The organism is Limosilactobacillus sp. (assembly GCF_051873075.1).
GTDB lineage: Bacteria > Bacillota > Bacilli > Lactobacillales > Lactobacillaceae > Limosilactobacillus.
On sequence record NZ_JBJEEM010000074.1, the window covers coordinates 1 to 26,242 of the forward strand.

Annotated in this window: 24 protein-coding genes and 1 other annotated feature; of the genes, 18 read left to right on the forward strand and 6 right to left on the reverse strand. The window is 53.0% G+C overall.

Features of this window, described 5'->3' with window-relative positions; translation table 11 throughout:
* Window positions 1–2: 2 nt before the first annotated feature.
* A complete protein-coding gene (locus tag ACI31J_RS07455; protein ID WP_439773793.1) occupies window positions 3–650 on the reverse strand; it encodes a hypothetical protein in 648 nt (215 codons plus the stop codon).
* A 285-nt stretch (window positions 651–935) separates the two neighbouring features.
* Window positions 936–1,173: a binding site (T-box leader), on the forward strand.
* A 69-nt stretch (window positions 1,174–1,242) separates the two neighbouring features.
* Here ACI31J_RS07455 and ACI31J_RS07460 point away from each other — a divergent pair.
* On the forward strand, window positions 1,243–2,190 hold the full coding sequence (locus tag ACI31J_RS07460; protein WP_439773794.1) for a ketopantoate reductase family protein: 948 nt from the start codon (window positions 1,243–1,245) through the stop codon (window positions 2,188–2,190).
* A gap of 82 nt (window positions 2,191–2,272) precedes the next feature.
* Here ACI31J_RS07460 and proC read toward each other — a convergent pair whose 3' ends face one another.
* The 4 genes from proC to ACI31J_RS07480 all read right to left on the reverse strand — a co-directional run bounded on the left by proC (window position 2,273) and on the right by ACI31J_RS07480 (window position 7,292).
* Window positions 2,273–3,046: a pyrroline-5-carboxylate reductase gene (gene proC / locus ACI31J_RS07465; protein ID WP_439773795.1), complete on the reverse strand. Its 774-nt coding sequence runs from the start codon at window positions 3,044–3,046 to the stop codon at window positions 2,273–2,275.
* A 24-nt stretch (window positions 3,047–3,070) separates the two neighbouring features.
* The gene (locus ACI31J_RS07470; RefSeq protein ID WP_439773796.1) at window positions 3,071–4,315 is read right to left on the reverse strand and encodes a glutamate-5-semialdehyde dehydrogenase; all 1,245 of its coding nucleotides are present in this window, start codon (window positions 4,313–4,315) and stop codon (window positions 3,071–3,073) included.
* Between the two features lie 20 nt (window positions 4,316–4,335).
* Window positions 4,336–5,124, reverse strand: coding sequence for a glutamate 5-kinase (gene proB, locus ACI31J_RS07475; protein WP_439773797.1), 789 nt, complete (start codon window positions 5,122–5,124; stop codon window positions 4,336–4,338).
* 233 nt (window positions 5,125–5,357) lie between these two features.
* On the reverse strand, window positions 5,358–7,292 hold the full coding sequence (locus ACI31J_RS07480; protein WP_439773798.1) for an ABC-F family ATP-binding cassette domain-containing protein: 1,935 nt from the start codon (window positions 7,290–7,292) through the stop codon (window positions 5,358–5,360).
* 235 nt (window positions 7,293–7,527) lie between these two features.
* On the opposite strand from ACI31J_RS07480, the gene ACI31J_RS07485 reads away from it, so the two are divergent.
* From ACI31J_RS07485 to ACI31J_RS07510, 6 genes are all read left to right on the forward strand, one after another.
* Window positions 7,528–8,169: a redox-sensing transcriptional repressor Rex gene (locus ACI31J_RS07485; protein WP_439773799.1), complete on the forward strand. Its 642-nt coding sequence runs from the start codon at window positions 7,528–7,530 to the stop codon at window positions 8,167–8,169.
* 201 nt (window positions 8,170–8,370) lie between these two features.
* Window positions 8,371–8,655: a co-chaperone GroES gene (gene groES / locus ACI31J_RS07490; protein ID WP_265891344.1), complete on the forward strand. Its 285-nt coding sequence runs from the start codon at window positions 8,371–8,373 to the stop codon at window positions 8,653–8,655.
* 64 nt (window positions 8,656–8,719) lie between these two features.
* Window positions 8,720–10,351, forward strand: a complete 1,632-nt coding sequence (groL, locus tag ACI31J_RS07495) for a chaperonin GroEL (RefSeq protein WP_439773800.1) — start codon at window positions 8,720–8,722, stop codon at window positions 10,349–10,351.
* A gap of 190 nt (window positions 10,352–10,541) precedes the next feature.
* Window positions 10,542–12,137: an APC family permease gene (locus ACI31J_RS07500; RefSeq protein WP_439773801.1), complete on the forward strand. Its 1,596-nt coding sequence runs from the start codon at window positions 10,542–10,544 to the stop codon at window positions 12,135–12,137.
* A gap of 158 nt (window positions 12,138–12,295) precedes the next feature.
* The gene (locus ACI31J_RS07505; protein ID WP_439773802.1) at window positions 12,296–14,134 is read left to right on the forward strand and encodes an APC family permease; all 1,839 of its coding nucleotides are present in this window, start codon (window positions 12,296–12,298) and stop codon (window positions 14,132–14,134) included.
* A gap of 58 nt (window positions 14,135–14,192) precedes the next feature.
* Window positions 14,193–14,453, forward strand: a complete 261-nt coding sequence (locus ACI31J_RS07510) for a hypothetical protein (RefSeq protein WP_439773803.1) — start codon at window positions 14,193–14,195, stop codon at window positions 14,451–14,453.
* Here the strand turns inward: ACI31J_RS07510 and ACI31J_RS07515 are convergent.
* Window positions 14,450–15,091 carry a YigZ family protein gene (locus ACI31J_RS07515; RefSeq protein ID WP_439773804.1) on the reverse strand — a complete coding sequence of 214 codons (642 nt, stop codon included), beginning with the start codon at window positions 15,089–15,091 and terminating at the stop codon, window positions 14,450–14,452. The two genes, ACI31J_RS07510 and ACI31J_RS07515, sit on opposite strands and share 4 nt — an antisense overlap.
* Window positions 15,092–15,153: 62 nt before the next feature.
* On the opposite strand from ACI31J_RS07515, the gene ACI31J_RS07520 reads away from it, so the two are divergent.
* The 11 genes from ACI31J_RS07520 (at window position 15,154) to galU (ending at window position 26,192) form a co-directional block, all read left to right on the forward strand.
* Window positions 15,154–16,482: a DEAD/DEAH box helicase gene (locus ACI31J_RS07520; RefSeq protein ID WP_439773805.1), complete on the forward strand. Its 1,329-nt coding sequence runs from the start codon at window positions 15,154–15,156 to the stop codon at window positions 16,480–16,482.
* The gene (locus ACI31J_RS07525) at window positions 16,479–17,156 is read left to right on the forward strand and encodes a ComF family protein (RefSeq protein ID WP_439773806.1); all 678 of its coding nucleotides are present in this window, start codon (window positions 16,479–16,481) and stop codon (window positions 17,154–17,156) included. The genes ACI31J_RS07520 and ACI31J_RS07525 overlap by 4 nt, the downstream gene beginning before the upstream one ends.
* Before the next feature lie 132 nt (window positions 17,157–17,288).
* A complete protein-coding gene (gene hpf, locus ACI31J_RS07530; RefSeq protein WP_439773807.1) occupies window positions 17,289–17,831 on the forward strand; it encodes a ribosome hibernation-promoting factor, HPF/YfiA family in 543 nt (180 codons plus the stop codon).
* Window positions 17,832–18,035: 204 nt separating this feature from the next.
* A complete protein-coding gene (gene secA, locus ACI31J_RS07535; RefSeq protein ID WP_439773808.1) occupies window positions 18,036–20,399 on the forward strand; it encodes a preprotein translocase subunit SecA in 2,364 nt (787 codons plus the stop codon).
* Between the two features lie 102 nt (window positions 20,400–20,501).
* Window positions 20,502–21,618 (forward strand): peptide chain release factor 2 gene (gene prfB, locus ACI31J_RS07540; protein WP_439773809.1). Its coding sequence is split into 2 segments (ribosomal slippage): window positions 20,502–20,573 and window positions 20,575–21,618, totalling 1,116 coding nucleotides; the frame shifts between segments, so codons are not numbered across the junction.
* 59 nt (window positions 21,619–21,677) lie between these two features.
* Entirely contained in the window at window positions 21,678–22,016 is a 339-nt protein-coding gene (locus ACI31J_RS07545; RefSeq protein WP_439773810.1) for a PspC domain-containing protein, read from the forward strand.
* On the forward strand, window positions 22,016–22,375 hold the full coding sequence (locus ACI31J_RS07550) for a phage holin family protein (protein ID WP_439773811.1): 360 nt from the start codon (window positions 22,016–22,018) through the stop codon (window positions 22,373–22,375). Before ACI31J_RS07545 ends, ACI31J_RS07550 begins: the two co-directional genes overlap by 1 nt.
* Window positions 22,376–22,385: 10 nt before the next feature.
* Window positions 22,386–23,351: an HPr(Ser) kinase/phosphatase gene (gene hprK / locus ACI31J_RS07555; protein WP_439773812.1), complete on the forward strand. Its 966-nt coding sequence runs from the start codon at window positions 22,386–22,388 to the stop codon at window positions 23,349–23,351.
* On the forward strand, window positions 23,351–24,172 hold the full coding sequence (gene lgt, locus ACI31J_RS07560) for a prolipoprotein diacylglyceryl transferase (RefSeq protein ID WP_439773813.1): 822 nt from the start codon (window positions 23,351–23,353) through the stop codon (window positions 24,170–24,172). The genes hprK and lgt overlap by 1 nt, the downstream gene beginning before the upstream one ends.
* Window positions 24,173–24,196: 24 nt before the next feature.
* Entirely contained in the window at window positions 24,197–25,213 is a 1,017-nt protein-coding gene (locus ACI31J_RS07565; protein ID WP_439773814.1) for an NAD(P)H-dependent glycerol-3-phosphate dehydrogenase, read from the forward strand.
* A 64-nt stretch (window positions 25,214–25,277) separates the two neighbouring features.
* Complete coding sequence (gene galU / locus ACI31J_RS07570; RefSeq protein WP_439773815.1) at window positions 25,278–26,192, forward strand: UTP--glucose-1-phosphate uridylyltransferase GalU; 915 nt, start codon at window positions 25,278–25,280, stop codon at window positions 26,190–26,192.
* Window positions 26,193–26,242: the final 50 nt, after the last annotated feature.

Consider the following 26,242-nt stretch of genomic DNA (forward strand, 5'->3'; position numbering starts at 1 on the left):
TATTAGTGCCAGATGTGGTTAACAATATACTGGGCATTTTCCGGATCGGCCCGCATCCGTTCGATGGTGCCGTTGATCTTGGTTGCCAGGTTTTGGTTCGCCCAAGTGGTTGACTGGGTCAGCAACTGGTTGTTGCGGGCCTGGATATTATTAAGCCCGCTGTTGAAGGCGTCCGCGTCCTGGAACTCCGTGTACTGACTAGCCAGCTTGTTGAGCTCGGCGACCAGGTTATTCAATTCCGCCCCAACTTCGGTCCCCGCGGCGGTGCTTAAAGGATCATCGTAGGATAGTTCGTCATCGGTAGATGAATTATCTTGGCCACTGGTTGTGGTCCCTTGGCCAGGAGCGGTGGTGGTGGAACCTGAACTATTACTGCCAGTAGCCGGGGAAGTGGCACTGCTTGGTTCCTGCTCCTTTGTGGCTGGTGAATTGTTGGCGTCCGTAGCTTTTTCTGCCTGGTCAGCACTCTTGGATTCCTTTTTATCCGCCGCTTTCTTTTTCACTTTCTTGGATGTGGCGGTTTGAGGTTCGGCAGTGTCCTTACTCGTGCCGGGCCGCATGATTCCCCATGTTCCTAAGACCAGTGCCAGAACGGCTAAAGCACCGATTAGCCACCATGACCAACGGCGGCGGTGATTTTTTCTTCTCATCTTCCTTCTCCTTAATAATCTTGTATCCGTTTTCTTGCTAGCTAAATTATATCATGGGAATTATGGATACGGTGGTAAGGAAAAGTTTAATTTGATAAAGAAATGGTTATGGCACGAATAAGTGATTTGCCATGATATTAGAGAAAACTCATTTTAAAAGTAAAACGGAATAGCAGTCGCAATATTGTATCAACGGGATGAAAATAACTTTTCGAAGGCGTTGAAAAAGACTGTTGACAAATTCTAGCCTGTGAAGTAAATTAAAATACAATTAAATGATGATTATAAAACACGTTGAAAAGAAGAGTAGCGATTGGCAAATGACCAGAGAGTTCCCGGCTGGTGTGAGGGGATGATTTACCAACGGTGAAAATCACTTTGAGTGCCAGGATGAAAGATAGTAATCCGCGGTGGGAGCAGCCCATTACAGCTGCCGTGTTTAGTGCAGGAGTATTGAACATTTGAGGTCAGTGGTGTGAATTACTGGCGAACAAAGGTGGTAACACGCAGAAGCGTCCTTAGGTTGAGCAATTAACCTGGGGACGTTTTTTTATAGTCATTAAATCTTTAACAAATAAGGAGTGGCGTTATTATGAAGTTTACAATCGTTGGTGCTGGGGCAATGGGGCTCCGCTTTGGTGTATTATTGCAGGAAGCCGGGAATGAAGTGGATTTCGTTGAAGGCTGGCAACCACACTATGACAAGATGAAAGAACAGGGTGGTGTCTACGTTACCCGGGAACACCAAAACAGACACCTGGTTCCGGTGAACGTTTATACCCCAGAAGAATATACGGCGACGGACGCCGACTTCGTGTTTTTTGAATTGAAACAAATGCAGCTGGATGATATGCTGCAGCGGTGCCAGCACTTCTTCAAGGACCAATATGCCCTGACCGCGATGAACGGGATGGGGCACGTTGAAAAGCTATTGAAGTATTTCCCAAAGGAGAAGCTGGTGGCCGGGACCGCACTGGTTGCCACTATTTTGACCGGACCCGGCGAGGTCGAGTTCGTTGGTAAGCCGGGCGTGGGAACCACCAACTGGGCAAACTACACGGAACACTCCGATGCCAAGACCACGGAATTGATGGCCGAACTAAAGAAGGCCAATTTTAACCCGTCACTGAAGGATAATTTCATGGGGACCCTGATGGCCAAGGTCGTCTTTAATTCGGTGGTAAACACCCTGTGTACAATGTTTGAAATCACGATGGGCGAATACGCTAACTTTGCCAAGGCGGATGAACTTTCCCGTCAACTGATCGACGAAGCCTATGATGTGTGTGAACGGGCCGGTGTCCAGCTGGTCAATACACGGGCGGAAGAACTGGCGAGTGTCGATTATGTCTCTAAGGTCGGGAATCCTCACCACTATCCGTCGATGTACCAGGATATGAGTCATAATCGGCCCGTTGAAGTCGATTACATCAATGGTTACTTTGTTAAATTGGGTCGGAAATATCATTACGAAGCCAAGACCCATGCGTTTGTTACCAACCTGGTCCACCTGGCGGAGGCAACCAGGGAAGGGAAATAAAGTTGGCTGCGGGGATGAAAAAGGCGTTGTGCGAAATCTGTGAATTTCGCGCAGCGCCTTTTTCTTTTGGGGATAATGATGATTACTTCTCGCCGTTTGCCTTGTTGACCGCATCGATCACGCCGAAGCGGAAGCCATGCTTCTCCAAGGCTTCGACGCCCTTGATGGTCGTGCCGGCCGGGGAGGTTACTTCGTCACGAAGGGCGGCCGGACTCTTTTCGGTATCGTACGCGAGGGTCCCAGTTCCTTTGACCATGCTGGCGATCAGCTGGTAGGCGGTCTGCCGGTCGAGACCGTGTTTGACCGCCGCGTCGCTCATGGCGTCCATGAAGACGTCAACGAAGGCGGGACCGCAACCGCCGACCACGCCGACGATGTCAAGCTGATCTTCACCGACCATGATGACGTCGCCAAGCTGGTTGAGAACATGTGTGATCGTCGTGCGGGTGTCGGCCGCTGCTTCAGCGGGCAGGGCCAGGCCGATGGTTCCGGCGTTGACCGCCACGGGGGTGTTTGGAATCATCGTCGCTACGGGGTTAGCAGGCAGGACGTTCTTGAGTTCTGCTTGCCGCACTCCAGCGGCGGCCGAGATGATGGTCGTGTCCGGTTGGAGACCGGTGAGTTCCTTGGCAACCGCCACGGTGATGTTGGCCGGGGTGGTCAAGATTACCACGTCTGGCTGGTATTCGATGACCTCACTGGCCGTGTTGAACAATTTGAAACCGAGCTGGTCCGCCAGCTTCGTGACCCGGGGATTCGTCGGGTTGAGGCCGCTAACTTCATCGATTCCGCTATTAACAAGTCCCTTAACGATGGCGCCGCCCATGCTACCGACGCCGACAACTGTAATCTTCATTTTGATTTCCTCCTTAACAAAATTCTAGTGCCGCACCTGACCGTTGCCGGTGATCTCGTACTTGATCGTCGTCAGCTGGTCAAGGCCCATTGGTCCGCGCGCGTGCAACTTTTGGGTACTGATTCCAATCTCGGCCCCGAAGCCGAAGACCCCGCCATCGGTGAACCGGGTTGAGGCGTTGACGTAGACGCAGGCGGAGTTGATTCGTTGCTGGAAGGCCCGGCCACGCTCGATACTGTCGGTGACGATTACTTCAGAGTGGTGGGTGCTGTGGCGGTTGATGTGGCGGATGGCGTCGTCGAGCGAGTCAACCACTTTGACTGCCATGATCAGGTCATTGTATTCGGTGTCCCAATCTTCTGCCGTTGCGGCCTGCATCTGGGGAACGATGGCCCGGGCCCGTTCATCCCCGCGCAGTTGAACGCCATGGTCGATCAGAGCCTGGGCAATGGCGGGAAGGTCCTTCTCAGCCACGTCTTGGTGAATCAGGAGCTTTTCAGCCGCGTTGCAAACGGACGGCCGCTGCACCTTGGCGTTGACCGTGATGTCGGTAGCCATCTGGAGATCAGCGTCCCGGTCGATGTAAACGTGACAATTGCCGGCCCCGGTCTCAATTACCGGCACGGTCGCAGTCTTAACGACCCGTTGGATCAGGCCGCGGCCACCTCGGGGGATGAGGACGTCGATGTAGTCCGTGAGATTCATCATCTCTTGGGCGAGTTCATGGCTGGTGTCTTCGCTCAGCTGAACGGCGTCTTGTGGAAGCCCCTGCTTTTCCAGTGCGGCCCGTAAGATATTGGCGAGGGCGGTGTTCGTCCGGAGTGCTTCCTTACCGCCCCGTAGGATCACCGCGTTGCCGCTCTTAAAGGTCAGGCCGGTCGCGTCGACGGTGACGTTTGGCCGGGCCTCGAAGATGATCCCGATAACCCCCAGTGGGACCCGGCGTTGCAGGATCTGGAGCCCATCAGCGTTGATCCAGCCCCGATCGATCCGGGCCGTGGGGTCGGCCAAGCGGGCGATGGCACGCAGACCACTGGCCATGTCTTCGATCCGCTGCGGGTTGACCATCAGTCGGTCGGTGAACTTCTTAGGCATGTCCACGGCGCGGTCAAGGTCGGCTTGATTAGCAGTGATGATGTCTTCCTGGTGGGCTTCTAAGGCGTCCGCCATGGCAAGCAGTGCCTGATTCTTAGTGGCCGTATCTAGTAGGGCGACTTGGTCAGCGGCGGCTTGGGCCCGTTGACCGATTTTAATTAATGCTTCGTTCATAGTTATTCCTCCTTTATGGGTTACTTACCAAACTGGGTACCGACTTCTTCACCGTTGACGACTTTGAAGATGATCTTGGGGTCGGCACCATTGCAGAGGACCATTTTCTGGTTGGCCTTCATCACCGTGGTGGCGGCGTGGAGCTTGGTGACCATTCCTCCAGTACCAAAGCGGGTGCTGGAACCGCTGGCAGCGGCCGCCAGTTCAGGGGTGATTTCGGCAACCCGGTGAATTGGCTGGGCGTCGGGGAACTTGTGGGGGTCCTTATCGTAGAAGGCATCGATGTCGGAGAGGACCACGAGCAAGTCAGCGTGGATCCGGGTGGCGACTAAGGCGGAGAGTTCGTCGTTGTCACTGAAGGTGGTGTGGTGGTCCAATTCGTCGACGGAAACGGGGTCGTTTTCGTTGATGATCGGTACCACTCCATCCGCCAACAGGGTCGTAATCGTGTTGAGGACGTGCTGCCGACTGACTGGAAAATGCAAGACATCGCGGGTCAAGAGGAGCTGCCCCACCTTAGTCTGGTAGTCGAGGAAGCGTTGTGAGTAGATTCGCATCAGTTCCGTTTGCCCGATCGCGGCCAGAGCCTGTTGCTTGGCGATCTCAGCCGGCCGCTTCTTCAAGCCTAAACTGGCCAGACCGACCCCCATGGCCCCGGATGAAACCAGGATCATCTCGTATCCCTGGTGGTTAAGGGTGGCCAGGGTGAATGCCAACCCGTCGATCGCGTGCAAGTTGGTTTGACCGTTGGGGAGGATCAGACTGCTGGTACCGACCTTGACGACAATTCGCTGTTTTTTTACTGCCATAATAAGTCCCTCCTTAAACAAAAAGCACGCCTTTAATCGAGACACCCGTTACGGCGTTACCATTCTCGTTTAAAGACGTGCTTTACTCTTTTTTATAATTAATATTTAGCTGTTTAATTAGCTGGCTTGGATTCGGTCTTGCGGCGGGGCTTGCAGACGGTGACCCCGCTCTCTGAACTAACCTACTATGACCATATCCTTAGTGTAACTTCACCGCGAATTGTTTGTCAAGCCTAGTTCTGCTGGTCAAACTCCTCCAGCTTCTCGGCTGCCTCGGTCCAGGCCAGTTCAACTTCTTCCGCCTGATCCTTGGTAGCGTCGAGTTCCTTTTGCAGGTCGGTGAGTTTGCCGATGTCAGTGGCGATCTCCGGCTGGCTCATTTTTTCTTGGAGCTGGGTCTGCTGCGTTTCCAGTTCACTCATCTCCTGTTCGAGCTTATCGACTTGGCGTTGGAGCTTGCGCCGAGCTTTTTGCTGTTCCTTGCTCTGCTGGTAGGATTGCTTGCCGGTGGAAGCAGTTGCTTGCTGAACGGTGTCTTTGGCCGGAGCTGCGGCCTTTTGTTTGGCCTGTTCGGCAAGGAAGTCGTCGTAGTTCCCTTCGTAATGGGTGATTCCGTCCTTATGCATGTCGAGGACGTCGGTGGCTACCTGGTTGATGAAGTACCGGTCGTGGGAAACGAAGAGGACGGTTCCCGTGAACTCGTTAATGGCGTTTTCTAGAACCTCCCGACTGTCGATGTCGAGGTGGTTGGTCGGTTCATCCAAAATCAAGAAGTTGATCGGTTTGAAAGAAAGCTTAGTCAGCTCCAGACGGGCCTTCTCACCACCAGAAAGGTCGTGAACGGGTTTGTAGACGTCATCGCCGACGAAGAGGAAGCTGCCGAGTAGGGAACGGATGTCCTTTTCGGGAACCTCGGGATGATCGTCCCACACTTCATCGAGGACGGTCTTTTCGGGGTGGAGCTGTTGCTGCTCCTGGTCGTAGTAACCGATGTCGAGGTTGGCCCCAAACTTGACGGTGCCGCTGACCAGGGGGATCTGGTGGAGCAGGGACTTCAGCAGGGTGGACTTGCCAATCCCGTTTGGTCCGATGATCCCAATCCGTTGTGGCTTGCGGACGGTGAAGCTGAGGGGGCCGGCCAGGACCTGTTCATCATAGCCGACCTTAGCATTCTCCACGTCGAGTACTTCGGTCCCGCTGTCCTTCTCACTGTGGAATTGGAAGTGGATCGAACGATCGTCGGTCTCGGGCCGTTCCAGGCGGTCCATCTTTTCCAACTGCTTACGCCGGGCCTGTGCTCGCTTGGTGGTCGATGCCCGGACAATGTTGCGGTTGACAAAGTCTTCCAGTTTGGCGATCTTCTTCTGCTGTTGGTCGTAGTGCTTCCACTCAGCCTTGAGCCGTTCCTGCTTGTGGGTGACAAATTCGGTATAGTTGCCAGTGTAGTGGGTGAGGGTCCGGTTATCGAGGTCGTAGACATCCTTGACGACGTGGTCGAGGAAGTACCGGTCGTGGGAAACAACGAGCAGAGCCCCCCGGTAGCTCTTGAGGTAGTCTTCCAGCCAGGCCAGGACGTTCATGTCGAGGTGGTTGGTCGGTTCGTCCAGGATCAGCAGGTTGGGCTCTTGAAGAAGAATCTTAGCAAGGGCCAGCTTAGTCTTCTGCCCACCGGAGAGAGCATCGACCGGGGTGTCGTAGTATTCTTCACCAAAGCCGAAGCCGTGCAGGATTCCCCGCATTCGGGATTCGTACTCAAAGCCGCCTTGCTTCTTATATTCCCCTTGGAGCCGGTCATACTTATTGAGAACCTGCTGGTACTGGTCGCTGCTTGGATCCAAGCTGCCGAGCTGATCTTCAAGCTGGTGAATCTCATGCTCCATCTCATGGAGGGGGGCAAAGACCAGGTCAAGCTCCGCCCAGATGTTGTTTTGGCTGTCGAGCCCCTGGTCCTGGGCCAGGTAGCCGATGGTCAGGTCCTTGACCTTGCTGATGGTTCCCTCATCGGGCTGGGTGATGCCGGCGATCATCTTCAACAGGGTCGTCTTGCCGGCTCCGTTGCGACCGACGAGGGCCGTTCGTCCGTGGTCCTGAACTTGTAAATTGATATTGTGAAATAAGACGTCGGCCCCAAAGCGGCGCATGACGTCATTGGTTTGTAAAAGTATCATAAACGAAACCTCATTAATATTAGTTGTTAAATCAATTTACATTTTAGCAGATTTTAGTTAAATTATAAAAAGATGGATTTTTATTGTATATTGGTTCACAAAAAGAGGGAAAGTTGCTAGAATATATTGTAATATGAATTTCACAAGCATTGAAAATTTGAAATTAATTATTTGCTCAACCATAAGCGTGAGCGTTGAAATAAGCAATGTTAAAGTACTACTAGGAGGAATATGTATGTCTAACAAAAAGATTCCGCGAGCCACGGCCCGGCGGTTACCGATTTACTATCGTTACTTAACGGTGCTGCTGAGCGCCAACAAGCAGCGGGTTTCGTCGACTGAGTTGTCCGAAGCAGTCCAGGTCGATTCCGCAACCATCCGGCGGGACTTCTCTTACTTCGGCGAATTAGGGAAGCGGGGTTACGGTTACGATGTCGCTAACCTGCTGAAGTTCTTCAAGGGAATCTTGCACCAGGACTCCCTGGTCAGCGTGGCCCTCGTCGGGGTCGGGAGCCTGGGGAGTGCCCTGTTGAACTACAACTTCCACCAGGATACTAACCTGCGGATCAGTGCCGCCTTCGACACTAAGCCGGAGTTTGCCAACACGATCAAGAGCGGGATTCCGATTTATCCAGCTGAAGAGATGACGACCCAGCTCCGAGAACAGCAGATCGACGTGGTCATCTTGACGGTGCCGGGTACGAAGGCCCAGAAGGTAACTGACCAGCTGGTGGAGGCCGGTGTGAAGGGGATCTTGAACTTTACCCCAGTCCGCCTGTCCGTGCCAAAGGACGTTCAGGTCCAAAACATCGACTTGACGAACGAACTGCAGACCTTGATCTACTTCATTAAGAACTACTCAGAAGAGAATAAGTAATAGTTAACGAGCTAGAAAGACGCATGCCTTCCTGGCTCGTTTTCGTATTTTAAATATAGAAGAATTGAAAATAGTCAAAGTTGGTCAAAGTTTTTTGTTGCAATTCAGTCAAAAGATGTTATAGTAATAAATGTGGTTAGCACTTGAAGACATTGAGTGCTAAAATAACAAACTAATTTTTAACAAGATGGAGGGATTAACGTGTTAAAACCATTAGGAGATCGCGTTGTTCTTAAGGCTGAAACTGAAGAAGAAAAGACGGTTGGTGGGATTGTCCTTGCTTCCAACGTAAAGGAAAAGCCAACTACTGGAAAGGTTATTGCTGTTGGTGAAGGACGGACCTTAGACAACGGACAAAAGCTTACTCCAGCTGTTAAGGAAGGCGACCGGGTACTCTTTGACAAGTACGCCGGCAACGAAGTGGAATACAACGGTGAAAAGTACCTGGTTGTCCACGAAAAGGACTTAGTTGCAGTAATCGACTAAGCTCAATCAATTTAAGAAATTAAACGTTAAAAATCATTACTTTCATTTAATGAGGTGACAATAAATGGCAAAGGAAATTAAGTTTTCTGAAGATGCACGGAACGAAATGCTCCGTGGTGTTGACAAATTAGCTAACACTGTTAAGACGACGATGGGTCCTAAGGGTCGCAACGTTGTCCTTGAACAAAGCTACGGTAACCCAACCATCACTAACGATGGTGTTACGATTGCCAAGAGCATTGAATTGGAAAACCACTTCGAAAACATGGGTGCTAAGCTGGTTTCTGAAGTTGCTTCCAAGACCAATGACATTGCCGGTGACGGTACTACGACTGCCACTGTTTTGACCCAAGCAATTGTTAACGCTGGGATGAAGAACGTTACTGCCGGTGCTAACCCAGTTGGTATCCGTCGTGGGATCGACAAGGCAACCCGGGCTGCTGTCGAAGAATTGAAGAAGATGTCACACGACGTTAAGACCAAGGATGACATCGCCCAGATTGCTTCTATTTCTGCTGATAACAAGGAAGTTGGTAAGCTGATTGCCGACGCAATGGAAAAGGTTGGCAACGATGGGGTAATTACCCTGGAAGACTCTCGTGGTGTTGACACCAGCGTTGACGTTGTTGAAGGGATGAGCTTCGACCGTGGTTACATGTCACAATACATGGTAACTGACAACGACAAGATGGAAGCCGACCTCGACAACCCATACATCCTGATCACTGACAAGAAGATCAGCAACATCCAAGACATTCTGCCATTGCTGCAAAGTGTTGTTCAGGAAGGCCGGGCCCTCTTGATCATTGCCGATGACATTACCGGTGAAGCTCTGCCAACCCTTGTTTTGAACAAGATCCGTGGTACCTTCAACGTGGTTGCTGTTAAGGCCCCAGGCTTCGGTGACCGTCGTAAGGCTCAACTCCAAGACATCGCTGTATTGACTGGTGGTACGGTAATCTCCGACGACCTTGGCATGAACTTGAAGGATGCTACTGTTGAACAACTCGGTCAAGCCAACAAGGTAACGGTTACTAAGGACGCCACTACGATCGTTGACGGTGCCGGTGCCAAGGAAGCTATCGCTGAACGGGTTGACCAAATCAAGCAAGCTATCTCCAAGGCAACTTCTGACTTCGACAAGGAGAAGCTCCAAGAACGTCTGGCAAAGCTTTCTGGCGGTGTTGCCGTTGTTCGGGTCGGTGCTGCTACCGAAACTGAAATGAAGGAAAAGAAGTACCGGATCGAAGATGCCCTGAACGCTACCCGGGCCGCTGTTCAAGAAGGATTCGTTCCTGGTGGTGGTACGGCACTGGTTAACGTTCTGCCTGCCTTAGACAAGATCGAAGCAACTGGTGACGAGGCTACTGGTGTTAACATTGTTAAGGCTGCTCTGGAAGCACCTGTTCGTCAAATTGCCGAAAACGCTGGTGTGGAAGGCTCCGTCATCATTAACCAATTGAAGAACGAAAAGCCAGGCATCGGTTACAACGCTGCTGATGGCAAGTTCGAAGACATGGTTGAAGCCGGAATTGTTGACCCAACCAAGGTTACCCGTTCCGCTCTGCAAAACGCTGCTTCTGTCTCTGCATTACTGCTCACCACTGAAGCAGTGGTTGCTGACAAGCCAGATGACAGCAAGAACAATGCCCCTGCTGCTCCACAAGGCGGCGCCGGCATGGGCGGCATGATGTAATCTGCCGACTCAATCACTGAGATATTATTAAAGTAAAAATAGCTATGAGGGAAAACCTTCCTCATGGCTATTTTTAGTATTTCCCGGGAAATATCATTTTCCAACTGGTTGTTTACTCCCGCCTGCTGGCCGCTTTGTGGTAAAGTAGATCATGCATTACTTAAAATAACCTTGGCAGAGGGGAGTAAAGATGGAAAAACTAAAAATACAGAAGATAAGCCTATTCTCGGGGATCATGCTGGCCCTGAATTCCTTGATTGGTTCTGGCTGGCTGTTTGGTGCCGGGACCGCCGCGAAGGTGGCCGGGCCAGCCGCCATTATTTCCTGGATCCTCGGGGCCGTGATCATTATCAGCATTGCCCTGACCTATGTTGAATTGGGGGCGATGTTTCCCGAAAGCGGGGGGATGAGCCGGTATGCCCAATATAGCCATGGCCAGCTGCTCGGCTTCATTGCCGCCTGGGCCAACTGGATCTCCTTGATCACCCTGGTCCCGATGGAGGCAGTGGCCTCGGTCCAGTACATGAGTTCCTGGCCATGGTCCTGGGCTAATTGGACCCATCACTTCATGAAAGACGGCAACATCACGAGCAACGGAATGTGGGTGGTTGTCCTCTTTATGCTGGCCTTTACGCTGATCAACTTCTGGTCCGTTAAGCTGATGACCCGGTTCACCAACCTGATCTCGGTCTTCAAAATTGCCTTGCCAACGCTGACGATCCTGATGCTGATCATCAGCGGCTTCCACCCGGCCAACTTCGGCCATAGTGTTGGCACCTTTATGCCGTACGGAAGCCGGTCGATCTTTGAGGCCGCTGCGGTTTCGGGGATCATCATGTCCTACGATGCCTTTCAGACGATCATCAACATGGGTGGAGAAATGGTCAACCCGCACAAAAACATTGTCCGGGGGGTCTTGATCTCCATGATCATTACCGCTGTGATTTACATTATGCTCCAGGTGGCGTTCATCGGAGCGATTGATCCGGCAATGCTGGCCAAGAATGGCTGGCACGGGATCAACTTCACCTCACCCTTTGCGGACATTGCCATCCTGCTTGGGATGAACTGGCTGGCGATCCTGCTCTACATGGATGCCTTCGTGTCGCCATTCGGGACCGGGGTGGCGTTTGTGGCCACGGCTTCTCGGGCCTTGGCGGCAATGACCCACACCAAACACCTGCCGCAGTGGCTGGGTCGTTTGGCCCGGCGGTACATGATTCCGCGCTTTGCCATGGTGACCGACTTTATTCTGGCAGTCATCTTAGTGAATACCTTCCGGAACTGGAGCCTATTGGCAACCGTCATTACTGGTTCGACCCTGATCGCCTACCTGACCGGTCCGGTGACCGTGATTGCCCTGCGCAAGATGCGGCCTGATCTTAAGCGGCCGTTTGCGCCGGGGTATATGTCCTGGCTGGCGCCGGTTGCCTTCGTCCTGGCGAGCCTGGCAATCTACTGGACGATGTGGCCGACGACTATCCAAGTGATCCTGGTGATCGCCATTGGGCTGCCAATCTACCTCTATTACGAGATCCGCTACCACCACACCGCTTGGGGCCCACAGCTGAAGAGCAGTGCCTGGCTGTTGTGCTACCTGGTCTTCATCTCGATCATGTCTTACGTAGGCAGTGAGGGCTTCGGTGGCCAAAACTGGATCAAGTACCCGTGGGACTTTGTGGTTATCATTGCCTGTTCCTTGTTCTTCTACTGGTGGGGAACCCACAGTCATTTGGCTGAAATCGATCCGGGGGCTGAGGAGGTCAACCAGCGGGTTAAACTCTAAGAACAAAATGTCTTAATCAACGAAAAAAGTTCCGAAATGCTTGTTGCAAACAACGTCAATAAATTATAATATTATCAAGTTATCTAAAATAACTTGATAATTAAATTAATGGAGCCAATTCATACCGGCCCCAATTAAAAACATTGGGAGGGAGAGACATGTGGCGTTATCTTAAACGCGTGTTAATTGGAAAACCGTTAAAGACCCTTGATGAAGGGCAAACCCACTTAACAAAGTTTAAAGCCCTGGCGATGCTGTCGTCAGATGCCATTTCGTCAGTAGCCTACGGTCCAGAACAGATCACAACTGTGCTGGTCAGTCTGTCGGCTGCGGCAATCTGGTACTCAATCCCGATCGCAGCAATTGTTTTGATCTTACTGCTGGCGATCACGCTATCATACCAACAGATTATTCATGCTTACCCGAGTGGTGGGGGTGCCTACGTGGTTGCCACTCGCAACTGGGGGAGCAACGGGGGCCTGTTTGCCGGGGGGTCGCTCCTGGTCGATTACATGCTGACCGTGGCGGTTTCTACCACCTCTGGGACTGAGGCGATCACTTCCGCTATCCCGGCCCTGTATCACTACTCGATACCGATCTCAATCATTATCGTCCTGCTGATCATGTTCATGAATCTGCGGGGGATGAGCGAGAGTGCCAACTTCCTGACCGTGCCGGTCTACTTCTTCGTGATTATGACGATGATCATGATCATCTGGGGGGGATACAACATCCTTACCGGACAGATCCATTACCACGCGGTTGCTGACTACGGGACTCCCGTGGAGGGGATGTCGCTTGTCCTGCTTGTTCGGGCCTTCTCGGCTGGTTCATCATCACTGACCGGGGTCGAAGCCGTAAGTAACGCGGTTCCAAACTTCAATAAGCCGAAGGAGAAGAACGCGGCAACAACGCTGGCCATCATGAGTGCTATCTTGGCCTTCTTCTTCATTGCTATCATCTTCTTCAGCTTCTACCTCGGGGTGGTTCCAAACACTCGGACAACGGTCATCTCTCAGATGGCAGTCCAGATCTTTGGCGGCCACGGGATCGGCTTCTACCTGTTCCAGCTGTCGACGGCGATGATCCTGGCGGTTGCCGCTAATACCGGGTTCTCGGCCTTCCCAATCCTGGCCTTCAACATGGCCAAGGATAAGTACATGCCCCATGCCTTCATGGACCGTGGGGACCGCTTGGGATATTCCAACGGGATCATTTCCCTGGCGGTTGGTGCCATTATCCTAATTTTAATCTTCCATGGACAGACCAACATGCTGATCCCATTGTACGCGGTCGGGGTGTTTGTGCCATTCACGCTTTCCCAATCCGGGATGATTATTCACTGGTTCCGGGAACGCCAAGGCTGGTGGCTCGGCAAGGCCTTCATTAACTTTGTTGGGGCCCTGATTTCCTTTATCCTGGTCGTTTGCCTCTTCTGGCAACACTTCGGCAATGTTTGGCCATACCTGATCATTATGCCGCTCTTACTCTTCATGTTCCACGCGGTCCACTCCCACTATGTTAAGGTGGCAGCGCAACTGCGGGTGGCAGAGAAGACCAAGGTCCAGCTTCACGACTACGACGGTTCTACCGTCATTGTCCTGGTTGGGAATGTGACCCGGGTTACCCGGGGGGCCATCAACTATGCTCGGTCCATCGGGGACTATGTCATTGCGATGCACGTGTCATTTGATGAAAACCCTGGCAAGGAACACAAGACGGCCAACGAGTTTAAGGCGGAGTATCCAGATGTCCGCTTCGTTGATATCCACTCCTCCTACCGGTCGATTGCCAAACCAACCCTGCGTTTCGTGGACGTAATCGCCAAGCGGGCGGAGGCGCGGAACTACTCAACCACCGTGCTGGTTCCGCAGTTTATCCCTAAGCACCCTTGGCAACTGGCCCTGCATAACCAGACCAGTGTTCGCCTGCGGGCAGTGCTAAACTCACGTGAGAACATCATCGTGGCTAGTTACAACTACCACCTGCATGAATAGAAAACAAACGGTGCTCAGCCAACTTGGCGGGGCACCGTTTTTACTAAGGAGTATATCCATGGAAAAGAAACAACTACTGTATGGCCTGCTATTTGCATTGGGCCTCTTCTTTGCTGCCAGCTATTCGATCGACAACCGCGGCTTTCACTCGGGGATCTACGGGATCATCGGGTGCCTGTTGATGGTGGCAGCGTATTGCGGCTTCAATTGGGACAAATTAAAAGCCCACGATCACCATGCGCGCGTGATCCTGGGCTGGCTGGTCGGCATTACGACCTTGATTATCATTTTGGATATTGCGGAAGTCATCCTTGCTTAGGCTGGCTGATAGGGCACCTCGTGATTGCGGGGCTGGCCCTTTTTTATTTGGAGCTGGCCGTTAAACCGGTTGGTGAGCAGGCCAATCAGGTCATCGCTTTTCGCCTGGTCGACGAAGATGGTGACAGTCACGTCTACCCCGTATTTTTCGTTGGCGACTTCGACCTGCTGTTCCTTGAGGAAGTACAAGAGTTTGTCGTGCTGGGCGTAGCTGACGGTGATGTCGACAGCGGTTTGGATAACTCGCTGGACCAGCCCGGCTTGGTGGATGGCGTTGGTAGTGACGTTGCTGTATGCCCGGATCAGGCCGCCGGCACCGAGTTTGATCCCGCCGAAGTACCGGGTGACCACGGCGACCACGTTATGAAGTTTAGCCAGCTGAAGTGACTCCAGGATTGGCACCCCGGCCGTACCGCTTGGTTCGCCGTTGTCGCTTTCCCGTTGGACCTGGTCATTATCGCCGACCATGTAGGCAAAACAATTGTGGTTGGCCTTGCGGTTGGCGGCTTGCACCTGGGCGATGAAGTCCTGGGCGGCTTCTTCCGTTTCGACCCGGTCGATCGAGCAGATGAACCGGGACTTCTTGATGACCATCTCGAAGCTGGTGTTTTTGGCAATGGTAATGAATGGTTCTGACATTTAAAAACTTCCTTCGTATCTTTTGCTGGAATTTCCGTACTTATTGGGTAGGAGGGATGATAATGAAATTAAGCGAGTATTATGGTCGGCGGGTCCTGGTTGACCAGCCCGAATGGCAATCCGCCAAAACGCCGGCCCCGATTGAGGAACTGCCGACGATGATTCAGCACGGGCAGAATATTCGCTGCCTGCGTTGTGGTCAGGAGACCCCCCGCCGGATTGCGGCCTTGCCGAATGGGGAATTCTATTGCCCCCGCTGCATCAACTTGGGGCGGGTCGCGACGTTAAATAAATTTTATCATGTTCCGGAACCAAATCAATTCACCATCGTCCAGCCGGTCCTTACCTGGACGGGACAGCTGTCACCCCTGCAAGCGGCAGCGTCCGCCGAGGTAGACGCGGGGATGAAGGCCCATCGTCATCAATTGCTGTGGGCGGTAACCGGAGCCGGGAAGACAGAGATGATGTTTAAAGGGATCGCCCATGCCTTGGGGCGGGGCGAACGGCTGGCGGTGGCCTCGCCCCGGGTAGATGTCTGCCTGGAGCTGTATCCACGCCTAAAGGCCGCCTTTCAAAATACGTCACTGGTCTTGCTGCATGGCCACCAAGAGCTGCCCTACCGCTATGCCCAGCTGACGGTCTGCACCACGCACCAGTTGTTGCGCTTTTATCATGCCTTCGATAACCTGATCATCGATGAAGTAGATGCCTTTCCCTTTGCCGCCAATGATGCCCTGCTCTTTGCCAGTCAGCAGGCAGTGAAAGAAGCGGGTGGTTGTCTATATTTGACGGCTACCCCGGGTCCGGCCCTCCTGCGGCAGGTTAAGCGTGGCAAGCTAGCCGTGAGCTACCTGCCGCTCAGATACCATGGCCACTTGCTGCCGCGGATTCACCTGCGGCTAGCGCCGACGTGGCGGCGGGGTGTGCGACGCGGGCGCCTGCCGGCAAGTCTGCTCAGCCAATTGCGCCGTACCCTGGATGCCCACTACTGTTTTCTGCTCTTCGTACCCCACGTGGCAGACCTCGCGCCGGTGGCGGCCGCTCTTAAAAAGGAATTATCCCAACACCCGTTTGTAACGGTTCACGCGGCTGATCCTGACCGGTTGGCGAAGGTCCAGGGGATGCGGGATGGCAAGTACGACTTCTTGGTGACCACCACCATCCTGGAGCGGGGGGTGACTTTCCCGGGGATCGACGTGTTTGTCCTAGGGGCTGACGATCCGGTATTTTCGTCCTCTGCCCTGGTCCAGATTGCGGGACGGGCCGGCCGGAATATAGCTCGACCGACCGGGATAGTCTGCTTTTGGATCGCCGGGCAGTGCCGGCGGGTCCGGGCGGCGGTCCGGCAGGTAGATTTCATGAATCGCAAGGGCCAGGCATTGAAACGGTGAACTGCCTGCTCTGCAACGCGCCCATCCCGGTTCGCTTGACCCTGCGCGACCTGCTGATGCTATGTCCCGTTGAGCAGGCCCCCGTTTGCGAACAATGTCGCGCCGGTTTTGCACCGATCGACCCGGAGCATTCCTGTCCCGGTTGCGGCCGGCCGCAGCGCGATTCCCGCCTGTGCAATGACTGTGCCTCCTGGAAGAAACAATATGGCTGGCACCTCCGCCACCAAGCCCTTTATCGCTATAACGATGCCATGAAGGCGTACATGCAACGGTATAAGTTTGCCGGGGACTACCGCCTGCGTCAGGTCTTTGGCGCCGAATTTCAGCGGCGTGTTCGCCAGTTGCACCCTGACCTGGTGGTGCCGGTTCCGGTCACTGCGACGACGATGGCGACCCGGGGCTTCAACCAGGTGCAGGGTCTTCTCGGCGACCTTGCGACCACCCCGCTCCTTAGTCACCGGGCGGCCGACAAGGTGGCCCAGTCGCACAAGACGCGTCAGCAGCGGCTGAAGACTCCCCAGCCGTTTGTCCTGACTGATCCTGCTGCTGTGCGTGACCGCCGAATCTTGCTGGTAGATGATATCTATACGACGGGTCGGACCCTCTATCACGCCGCCGTTCTTTTAAAAGCGGCGCATTGCCGTGAGCTAGTAAGTCTCTCCTTGGCACGTTAAAGATTTTTAAAGGTTAATGAAAACGGTTTGTTTATTGATCAGAACTAAACTATAATAGAAATAGGATATGAGAAGAGTGGTCCTTCTGATATCAGATCAAGCATATGCTTGGACTGAAAGGAGAGATGTTTGATGTTAAAGTTCAATATTCGTGGTGAAAATGTCGAAGTCACTGATTCAATCCGTGACTATGTAGTAAAGCGGATCAACAAGCTTCAAAAGTTCTTCGAGGACAGTGTTGAAGCTACCGCCCACGTGAACTTGAAGGTTTACCCAAACCGGACTTACAAGGTCGAAGTAACCATCCCGCTCCCATACTTAACATTGCGGGCTGAAGAAACCTCAAACGACATGTATGGTAGTGTTGACTTGGTAACCGATAAACTTGAACGTCAAATTCGGAAGTACAAGACCAAGATCAACCGGAAGTCTCGTGAAAAGGGCTTCAAGAACGTTGAATTCGTGCCAAGCGATGACGACTCAGCAAGTACCGAAGATTTAAAGATCGTACGGACGAAGCAGGTCGCATTGAAGCCGATGGATCCTGAAGAAGCGGTTCTGCAGATGGACATGCTGGGCCATGATTTCTTCATCTTCCAAGACGCTGAAACCAACGGGACGAGCATCGTTTACCGTCGGCACGATGGTCGCTACGGCCTGATTGAAGCCGAATAATAACTGATAACTAATAATTACGAGGACTATGGCAGGGTTAGTTGCGATAGTCCTTTTTTGATGGCTCATTGCCCAAGCCTGTTGGTTTTCAAAGCCTGATGAACGTGTTAGAATATCTAAGTTAGAATAAAATAATATAATTGGCTTGAGTAGCACTTTTTAATGGATTTTAGCTCGAGCTAGTAAATTAGGAAGGACGCTTTTATGGCCAACATTTTAAAAAAATGGATTGAAAGCGATCGCCGTGAATTGCGGCGGATTAACAAAATCGCGGACAAAGTTGACAGTTATGCGAAGACGATGGCTGCAATGACCGATGAGCAGTTGCAGGCAAAAACGCCGGAATTTCGCCAGCGCTATCAAAAGGGCGAGTCTTTGGATAAGATGTTGCCAGAGGCCTTTGCCGTTGCTCGTGAGGGTGCTAAGCGGGTCCTCGGACTCTACCCATTCCATGTTCAGGTCATGGGGGGGATTGTGCTCCACGAAGGTAACATCGCCGAGATGAAGACTGGTGAAGGGAAGACGTTGACGGCGACGATGCCGGTTTACTTAAACGCTATTTCGGGGAAGGGTGTTCATGTTATCACGGTTAACGAATACCTCTCCAAGCGTGATGCCACCGAGATGGGCCAGCTCTACAACTGGCTGGGCTGCAGTGTCGGTATTAACAACTCTGAGATGAGCCCGGAACAAAAGCGGGAAGCCTACAAGGCCGATATCATGTACTCAACCAACAGTGAGATCGGTTTTGACTACCTGCGTGACAACATGGCAGTTTATAAGGAAGACCAGGTTCAGCGGGGATTAAACTACGCCTTAGTCGATGAGGTGGACTCCATCTTAATCGATGAAGCGCGGACGCCACTGATCATTTCCGGCCCTGGGACGGGGACTTCTAAGCTCTACAAGCAGACGGACCGGTTCGTTAAGCAATTGAAGAACGAGGTTGACTATAAGGTTGACCTGGAATCGAAGACCGTTTCCCTGACCGATGCCGGAATCCAAAAGGCCGAGAAGTACTTTAACTTAAAGAACCTCTACGACCCTGAAAACACACCGTTGACTCACCACCTGGACCAGGCGCTGCGGGCCAATTACATCATGCACCTTGATAAGGACTACGTGGTTTCCGACGGGGAAGTCTTGATCGTTGACTCCTTTACCGGACGGGTGATGCAGGGTCGGCGGTTCTCCGATGGCCTGCACCAGGCGATTGAAGCCAAGGAAGGCGTCGAGATTCAGGAAGAAAACAAGACGATGGCCAACATCACTTACCAGAACCTTTTCCGGATGTACAATAAGCTGGCCGGGATGACTGGGACGGCGAAGACCGAACAGGAAGAATTCCGGGAAATCTATAACATGGAGACCATCACGATCCCAACCAACAAGCCGGTTATTCGTAAGGATGAGCCGGACCTGCTCTACCCAACCTTAAAGAGCAAGTTCGCGGCCGTTGTTAAGCGGATCAAGAAGCTGCACGAAAAGGGCCAGCCAATCCTGGTCGGGACCGTTGCGGTTGAAACATCTGAATACCTGTCCCACCTCTTGGATCAGGAACACATTCCGCACGTGGTCTTGAATGCTAAGAACCACGCTAAGGAAGCCGACATCATCAAGAACGCCGGCCAAAAAGGAGCCGTGACGATTGCCACCAACATGGCCGGCCGGGGGACCGATATCAAGCTCGGCCCTGGTGTCCGGGAACTCGGCGGTCTGGCCGTGATCGGGACCGAACGGCACGAGTCGCGGCGAATTGATAACCAGCTCCGGGGCCGGTCTGGCCGACAGGGTGATCCGGGTCTGTCCCAATTCTACCTGTCCCTAGAGGATGACCTGATGAAGCGGTTCGGTGGTGACCGGATCAAGAACTTCCTGCAACGGATGAAGGTCGATGACGACGACGCGGTAATCAAGAGTCGTTTCCTGACCCGGCAGGTGGAGTCTGCTCAGAAGCGGGTTGAAGGGAACAACTACGACTCGCGGAAGAACGTCCTGCAGTACGATGACGTGATGCGTGAACAGCGTGAGATCATCTACAAGGAACGGCAACAGATCATTACCGAAGACAAGTCGCTGAAGTGGGTCTTGATGCCAATCTTCAAGCGGACGATCCAACGAGAAGTGGAACAACATACCCTTGGCGACAAGAAGGATTGGGATCTGAAGGGGATCGTTGACTTTGCTGAAGAAGTACTTGTCAAGCCAGACACCGTCAAGGTTGAGGACCTCAAGGGAAAGAGCAAGGACGAGATTGTGGACTACCTGATGAGCTTTGCCAAGGGAGTTTACAAGGACAAGCAACGTCAGCTCTATGATCCCGCTCAGATGCTGGAATTTGAGAAGGTCGTTCTCCTGCGGGTGGTTGACTCCCACTGGACCGACCACATTGACGTGATGGATCAGTTCCGGCAGTCAGTCGGCCTGCGTGGTTACGGTCAATTGAACCCGCTGGTTGAATACCAGACTGCCGGCTACCACATGTTTGAGCAGATGATCGCCGACATTGAGTACGAGACGACGCGGCTCTTCATGAAGTCCGAGATTCGGCAGAACGTGACCCGTTAAGCTATCGAATTAAATAATCGCTACTGATTTTTGTAAGGTACGGCAGTAAGGTAACCCATCACGGTACCGCTGCCGTATCTTTGTATAAATGGAGGTAACATTGTGGAATTAAGTGAAGCCAAGAAACAAGTAGAAGCAATGCAACAAGAAGTTGCCCGCTTCGGGAGGTCTCTTTGACCTCGATGCGTTAGACGAAAGCATTGCGGAAAACGAGCAGGAGATGGCTCAGCCGGACTTTTGGAATGATAATGAGGCGGCGCAGCAGGTCATCAACGATAACAACGAATTAAAGGAGAAGCGGGACACCTTCGTCCAGCTCCGCGACCAGATCGCCAACCTGGAAACGACGATCGAGCTGCTGGCGATGGGGCCCGACCCGGACCTGCAAAAGGAACTGGATGATTCCTTTGCAGCGACCAAGAAGGCCCTGGACCAGTACCGGCTCACCCAGCTGCTCGACGGTGAGTATGATGCCAAGAACGCGATCCTGGAAATTCACCCGGGCGCCGGGGGCACTGAAGCCCAGGACTGGGGCGAAATGCTATTGCGGATGTATGTCCGCTGGGGTGAGCAGCATGGCTTTGACGTCGAGACGGCCAACTACGAGGCTGGCGATGCGGCCGGGATCAAGAGCGTAACCCTGCTGATCAAGGGGCACAACGCCTTTGGCTACCTGCGCAGCGAGAAGGGGGTTCACCGCCTGGTCCGGATTTCGCCATTTGATGCGGCCGGCCGCCGGCACACTTCCTTTGCCTCGGTGGATGTCATGCCTGAACTAGACGAGAGTGTCCACATCGACATCGATCCGTCTGACCTGCGGGTTGACACTTTCCGTTCCAGCGGGGCGGGTGGTCAGCACATCAACAAGACCGAATCCGCGGTCCGGATTACTCACATTCCAACCGGGATCGTCACCTCTTCACAGGCCGAACGTTCTCAACTGCAGAACCGGGTCACGGCGATGAACATGCTGAAGTCCAAGCTCTACGAATTGGAAGAGGAAAAGAAGGCTAAGCAGCGGGCCGAAATCGAGGGTGAACAACTGGACATCGGTTGGGGGTCCCAGATTCGGTCCTATGTCTTCCACCCTTACACCCTGGTCAAGGATAACCGGAGCGGGTATGAAACCCACAATGGTCAGGCCGTAATGGACGGTGACCTTGACCCATTCATTAATGCTTACCTGCAGTGGAAACTCAGTCAAAAGAATCCGCAATAAAGGTGATTGCGGTTACCGTTGAAAGCAAGTAATATTAACTAAAAAGGAGTGTGGTGTGCATGCGTGAAAGTCGTCACCGCCGCCTGACCAGGTCTGCTTCGGACCGGATCATCGGCGGAGTATTCGGGGGCTTGGGTAAGTATTTCCATATTTCCGCAAACCTCCTGCGGATCATCTACGTTATCTTGACCGTCATGACGGCGATCGTGCCCGGCGTGATTATCTATTTGATCTTGATGATCATCATGCCGCCGGATCCCGCCAATCCAGGGATTCTAGGGATGCTGCATACGCTGAATGACCTCGGCAGGCAGGCGACGCATGAGGATCGTTCCCGCTCGCGTCGGCAGCTGACTGACGTGGAAGAAAAGGACATAAAAAGGAATGAACGCTCATAATGGGATTTTGGAAAAAAGTATTGATTGATACGATCTTATTCATTGCTCTGGCCGGGTTATTTGCCGGTACGGGGATGTTTTACATCAGCAGTGCGTGGATGGCACTTTTGGCCAGTCTAGTGTTAGCGATCATAAACGTTTTAATTAAGCCGATTTTAGTGATCCTGTCGCTGCCGATTAATATTTTGACGTTGGGGCTTTTCAGTGTCGTGGTCAATGGGTTAATGCTTGAGCTGACATCACTATTTGTTGGTTCTGCTTTCTTTCACTTCTCATCGTTTTGGAGTGCAATGCTGATTGCGATCATCATGTCGATCTGCAACACCGTGATTACTGATCATCAGGAAAATAGTTATTGAAAAGGAGTGGATGGTTGTGCCAACAAACAGCGTTACGGTTAAGGAATTAGTTGAAAAGGTCCGGTTGAAGGTCCTCCAGGGCGAGGACTACCTTGACCGGCCAATTACCACCAGTGATATTTCACGGCCGGCCCTTGAATTCGCCGGCTACTTCAAGCACTATCCAGCTCTGCGGATCCAGCTTTTGGGGATCACGGAAACCTCATTTGCCAAGGACCTGACCCACGAAAAGATGGTGAAGTACATGACGAAGATGTGTACGCCGCAGACGCCGTGCTTCGTCATCTCGACTAACCTGCCGATCCCGGCGGAATTGAAGGTTGCTGCCAAGGAAGCCCGCATCCCGATTCTGGGAACGCACCTGACTTCCTCGCAGATTCTTAGTAACATGACTTCATTCTTGCTGGGCCGGCTGGCACCGCGGAAGTCCCTGCATGGGGTTCAAGTTGACATCAACGGGGTCGGAGTCCTGATCACCGGTGATTCGGGGGTCGGCAAGAGTGAGACGGCCCTGGAACTGGTTCGGCGGGGGCACCGTTTAGTTGCCGATGACCGGGTCGAGGTCTATGCCCGTGATGAACAGACCCTGATCGGGAGCGCACCGGCAATCCTGGAGCACCTGATGGAGATTCGGGGGATCGGGATCATTGACGTTGCGACCCTGTACGGAACCGGGGCCGTCATGCCAAACGACAAGATTGACCTGATCGTGCACCTGGAGACGTGGACGCCGGATGCTAAGTTTGACCGGCTGGGCGACCGGGGTGATACCCAGACCATTCAGGGAGTTATCATTCCGAAGGTTTCGATCCCAGTCAAGATCGGGCGGAACCTGGCGATCATCATCGAATCCGCGGCGATGAACTACCGGGCCGAGACGATGGGCTATGACGCCACGGAAACCTTTGACCGCAACTTGAACAAGCTGATCAAGGCCAACTCCGCGCGGGACACTAAGAAGAAGGAACAGCAGTAATGGCAGCAACAATTACGGCGGCGCTGAACCCGATTGCCCTGCAGTTCGGTCCCTTCACCGTTCACTGGTACGGGGTCATCATCGCGACCGGGGTGGTCCTGGCCCTCTGGTTAGCGGTACGCGAGGGACGGCGTCAGGGAATCGCCGAGGATTATTTCTACGACTACCTGCTCTGGGCTTTGCCGATCGCCATCATCTGTGCCCGGATCTACTACGTCGTCTTTCAGTGGCCCTACTACGCGGTCCATCCAGCAGAGATCATTGCCATCTGGGACGGTGGGATCGCCATCTATGGGGCCATCATCGGGGGCTTCATCGTCCTGTACCTGTTCTGCCGGGCCCGCCGTCTGTCGATGTGGACAATGCTCGACGTGATCGCCCCGACCGTCATCCTTGCCCAGGGGATCGGCCGCTGGGGGAACTTCATGAACCAGGAGGCCTTTGGCGTGGTTACCACCCGCGCGGCCTTGCTGGCCCAGCACATTCCCCATTGGATCGTCAACCAGATGGACATCGGTGGTCAGTACCGGGTCCCAACCTTTTTGTACGAGTCGCTCTGGGACCTGTTAGGTTTTGTCCTGTTGATAAGTCTACGGCATCGGCACCACCTTTTTCGGCGGGGCGAGGTCTTCTTGGCCTACGTGATGTGGTATTCGTTTGGCCGCTTCTTCATTGAGGGGATGCGGACGGATAGCCTGATGATCGGTTCCGTGATTCGGGTGTCGCAGTTGTTGTCGCTGGTGTTCTTCAGCGGTGCACTGGTTGTTTTGCTGGTGCGTCGTCACCGGGGGAACGTTCCCTGGTATCTGCAATCAGAGTAAATTTCAATTAGAGGAGAGATAATCATGACGGAAAAAGTAGCAGTATTGGGTGCCGGTTCCTGGGGCAGTGTCCTGGCTAACCTGTTGGTCGACAACGGTCACGAGGTAGAGTTATGGTCGCGGGACCAGGACCAGGTGGACCAGCTGAACAATGACCACGTTAACCCGGCCTACATGAAGGACTTCACCTACTCAAGCAAGCTTCACGCCACGACCGATATGAAGGCCGCGGTGAAGGGGGCCGATGTGATCTTGATCGTGATCCCGACCAAGGGGATTCGGCAGGTTGCCGGCAAGCTCAATGAGGTGCTGGCCGACCTCAACCAGACTTCCCTGATCGTGCATGCTACGAAGGGACTGGAACAGAATACCTACAAGCGGCCTTCCGAAATGATTAAGGAAGAGATCGAGCCGAAATACCGGCGCGACGTTGTGGTTCTCTCTGGTCCGAGCCACGCGGAATCCGTGGCGATCAAGGACATGACGGCGGTCACGGCGGCCTGTGCTAACCTGGCAGATGCCGAGAAAGTTCAGCAGCTCTTCAGCAACGACTACTTCCGGGTTTACACCAACGATGATGTAATTGGGGCTGAATTCGGAGCGGCCTTGAAAAACATCATTGCCATCGGTGCCGGTGCCCTGCAGGGGTTAGGCTACCATGACAACGCCCGGGCAGCCCTGATCACCCGTGGATTAGCCGAGATTCGGCGGCTGGGCGTGGCCTTTGGCGCCAACCCGATGACCTTCATCGGCCTGTCCGGGGTCGGTGACCTGGTCGTTACGGCGACGAGTAAGAACTCACGGAACTGGCGGGCCGGTTATCAGCTCGGCCAGGGGCAAAAGCTCGACGACGTCATCAATAACATGGGGATGGTGATCGAAGGGGTTTACACCACTAAGGCAGCCTACGAGCTCAGCAAGAAGCGTCAGGTTAAGATGCCGATTACCGATGCCTTATACCGGGTCCTGTATGAGGGGGAGGACATCAAAACCGCGATTTCTCAACTGATGAGTCGAGATCTAACGTCCGAAATGGAATAAGTATGGTAAAATACGATTGGGTAACTTTGAGAGAAATTGAAGTTATGGAAAGGATTTTGTAGTTATGAAACGTGTTAGAAAGGCAATAATTCCGGCTGCCGGCTTGGGGACCCGATTCCTGCCAGCCACTAAGGCATTAGCTAAGGAAATGTTGCCAATTGTTGATAAGCCAACGATTCAATTCATCGTTGAGGAAGCGCGGAAGTCTGGAATCGAAGATATCGTCGTGGTTGATGGTAAGAACAAGCGCTCCATTGAAGACCACTTTGACTCCAACCCAGAATTGGAAGACAACCTGCGTTCCAAGCATAAGGACGAAATGCTGAAGCTGGTGGAAGACACCACTGACATCAACATCTACTTCATCCGGCAATCACACCCACGTGGACTGGGTGACGCGGTCTTGACGGCCCGTGACTTTATCGGTGATGAACCATTTGTTGTTATGCTCGGTGATGACTTGAACAACATCAACAATAATGGTGAGCCGCTGACCAAGCAACTGATCGAGAGTTACCAGCAGACTGGTGCCTCAACCTTGGCTGTAATGCGGGTTCCACATGAAGATACTGCTAAGTACGGGGTTATCAACCCAAGCAAGGAGGTTACGCCAGGCCTCTACAACGTAACGAGCTTTGTTGAAAAGCCAGCGCCAAAGGATGCGCCAAGCGATTTGGCAATCATCGGTCGTTACGTCTTCACCCCAGAAATCTTTGACGTTCTGGCCAAGACGAAGCCAGGCAAGGGTAACGAAATTCAGCTGACCGATGCGATCGATACGCTGAACCAGACGCAACGGGTCTTCGCTCGCGAATACAAGGGCGACCGTTACGACGTTGGTAACAAGTTTGGCTGGGTCAAGACCAACATTGAATACGGTCTGAACCACCCACAAGTTAAGGACGAGTTACGTGAATACATCAAGGACCTTGGTGCTAAGCTGGCTGCTGAAGACAAGAAGAGCAGCAGCAAGAAGTAACTTGCTGATTGAAAAACCGCTGTCATTTCGACAGCGGTTTTCGCTTATTA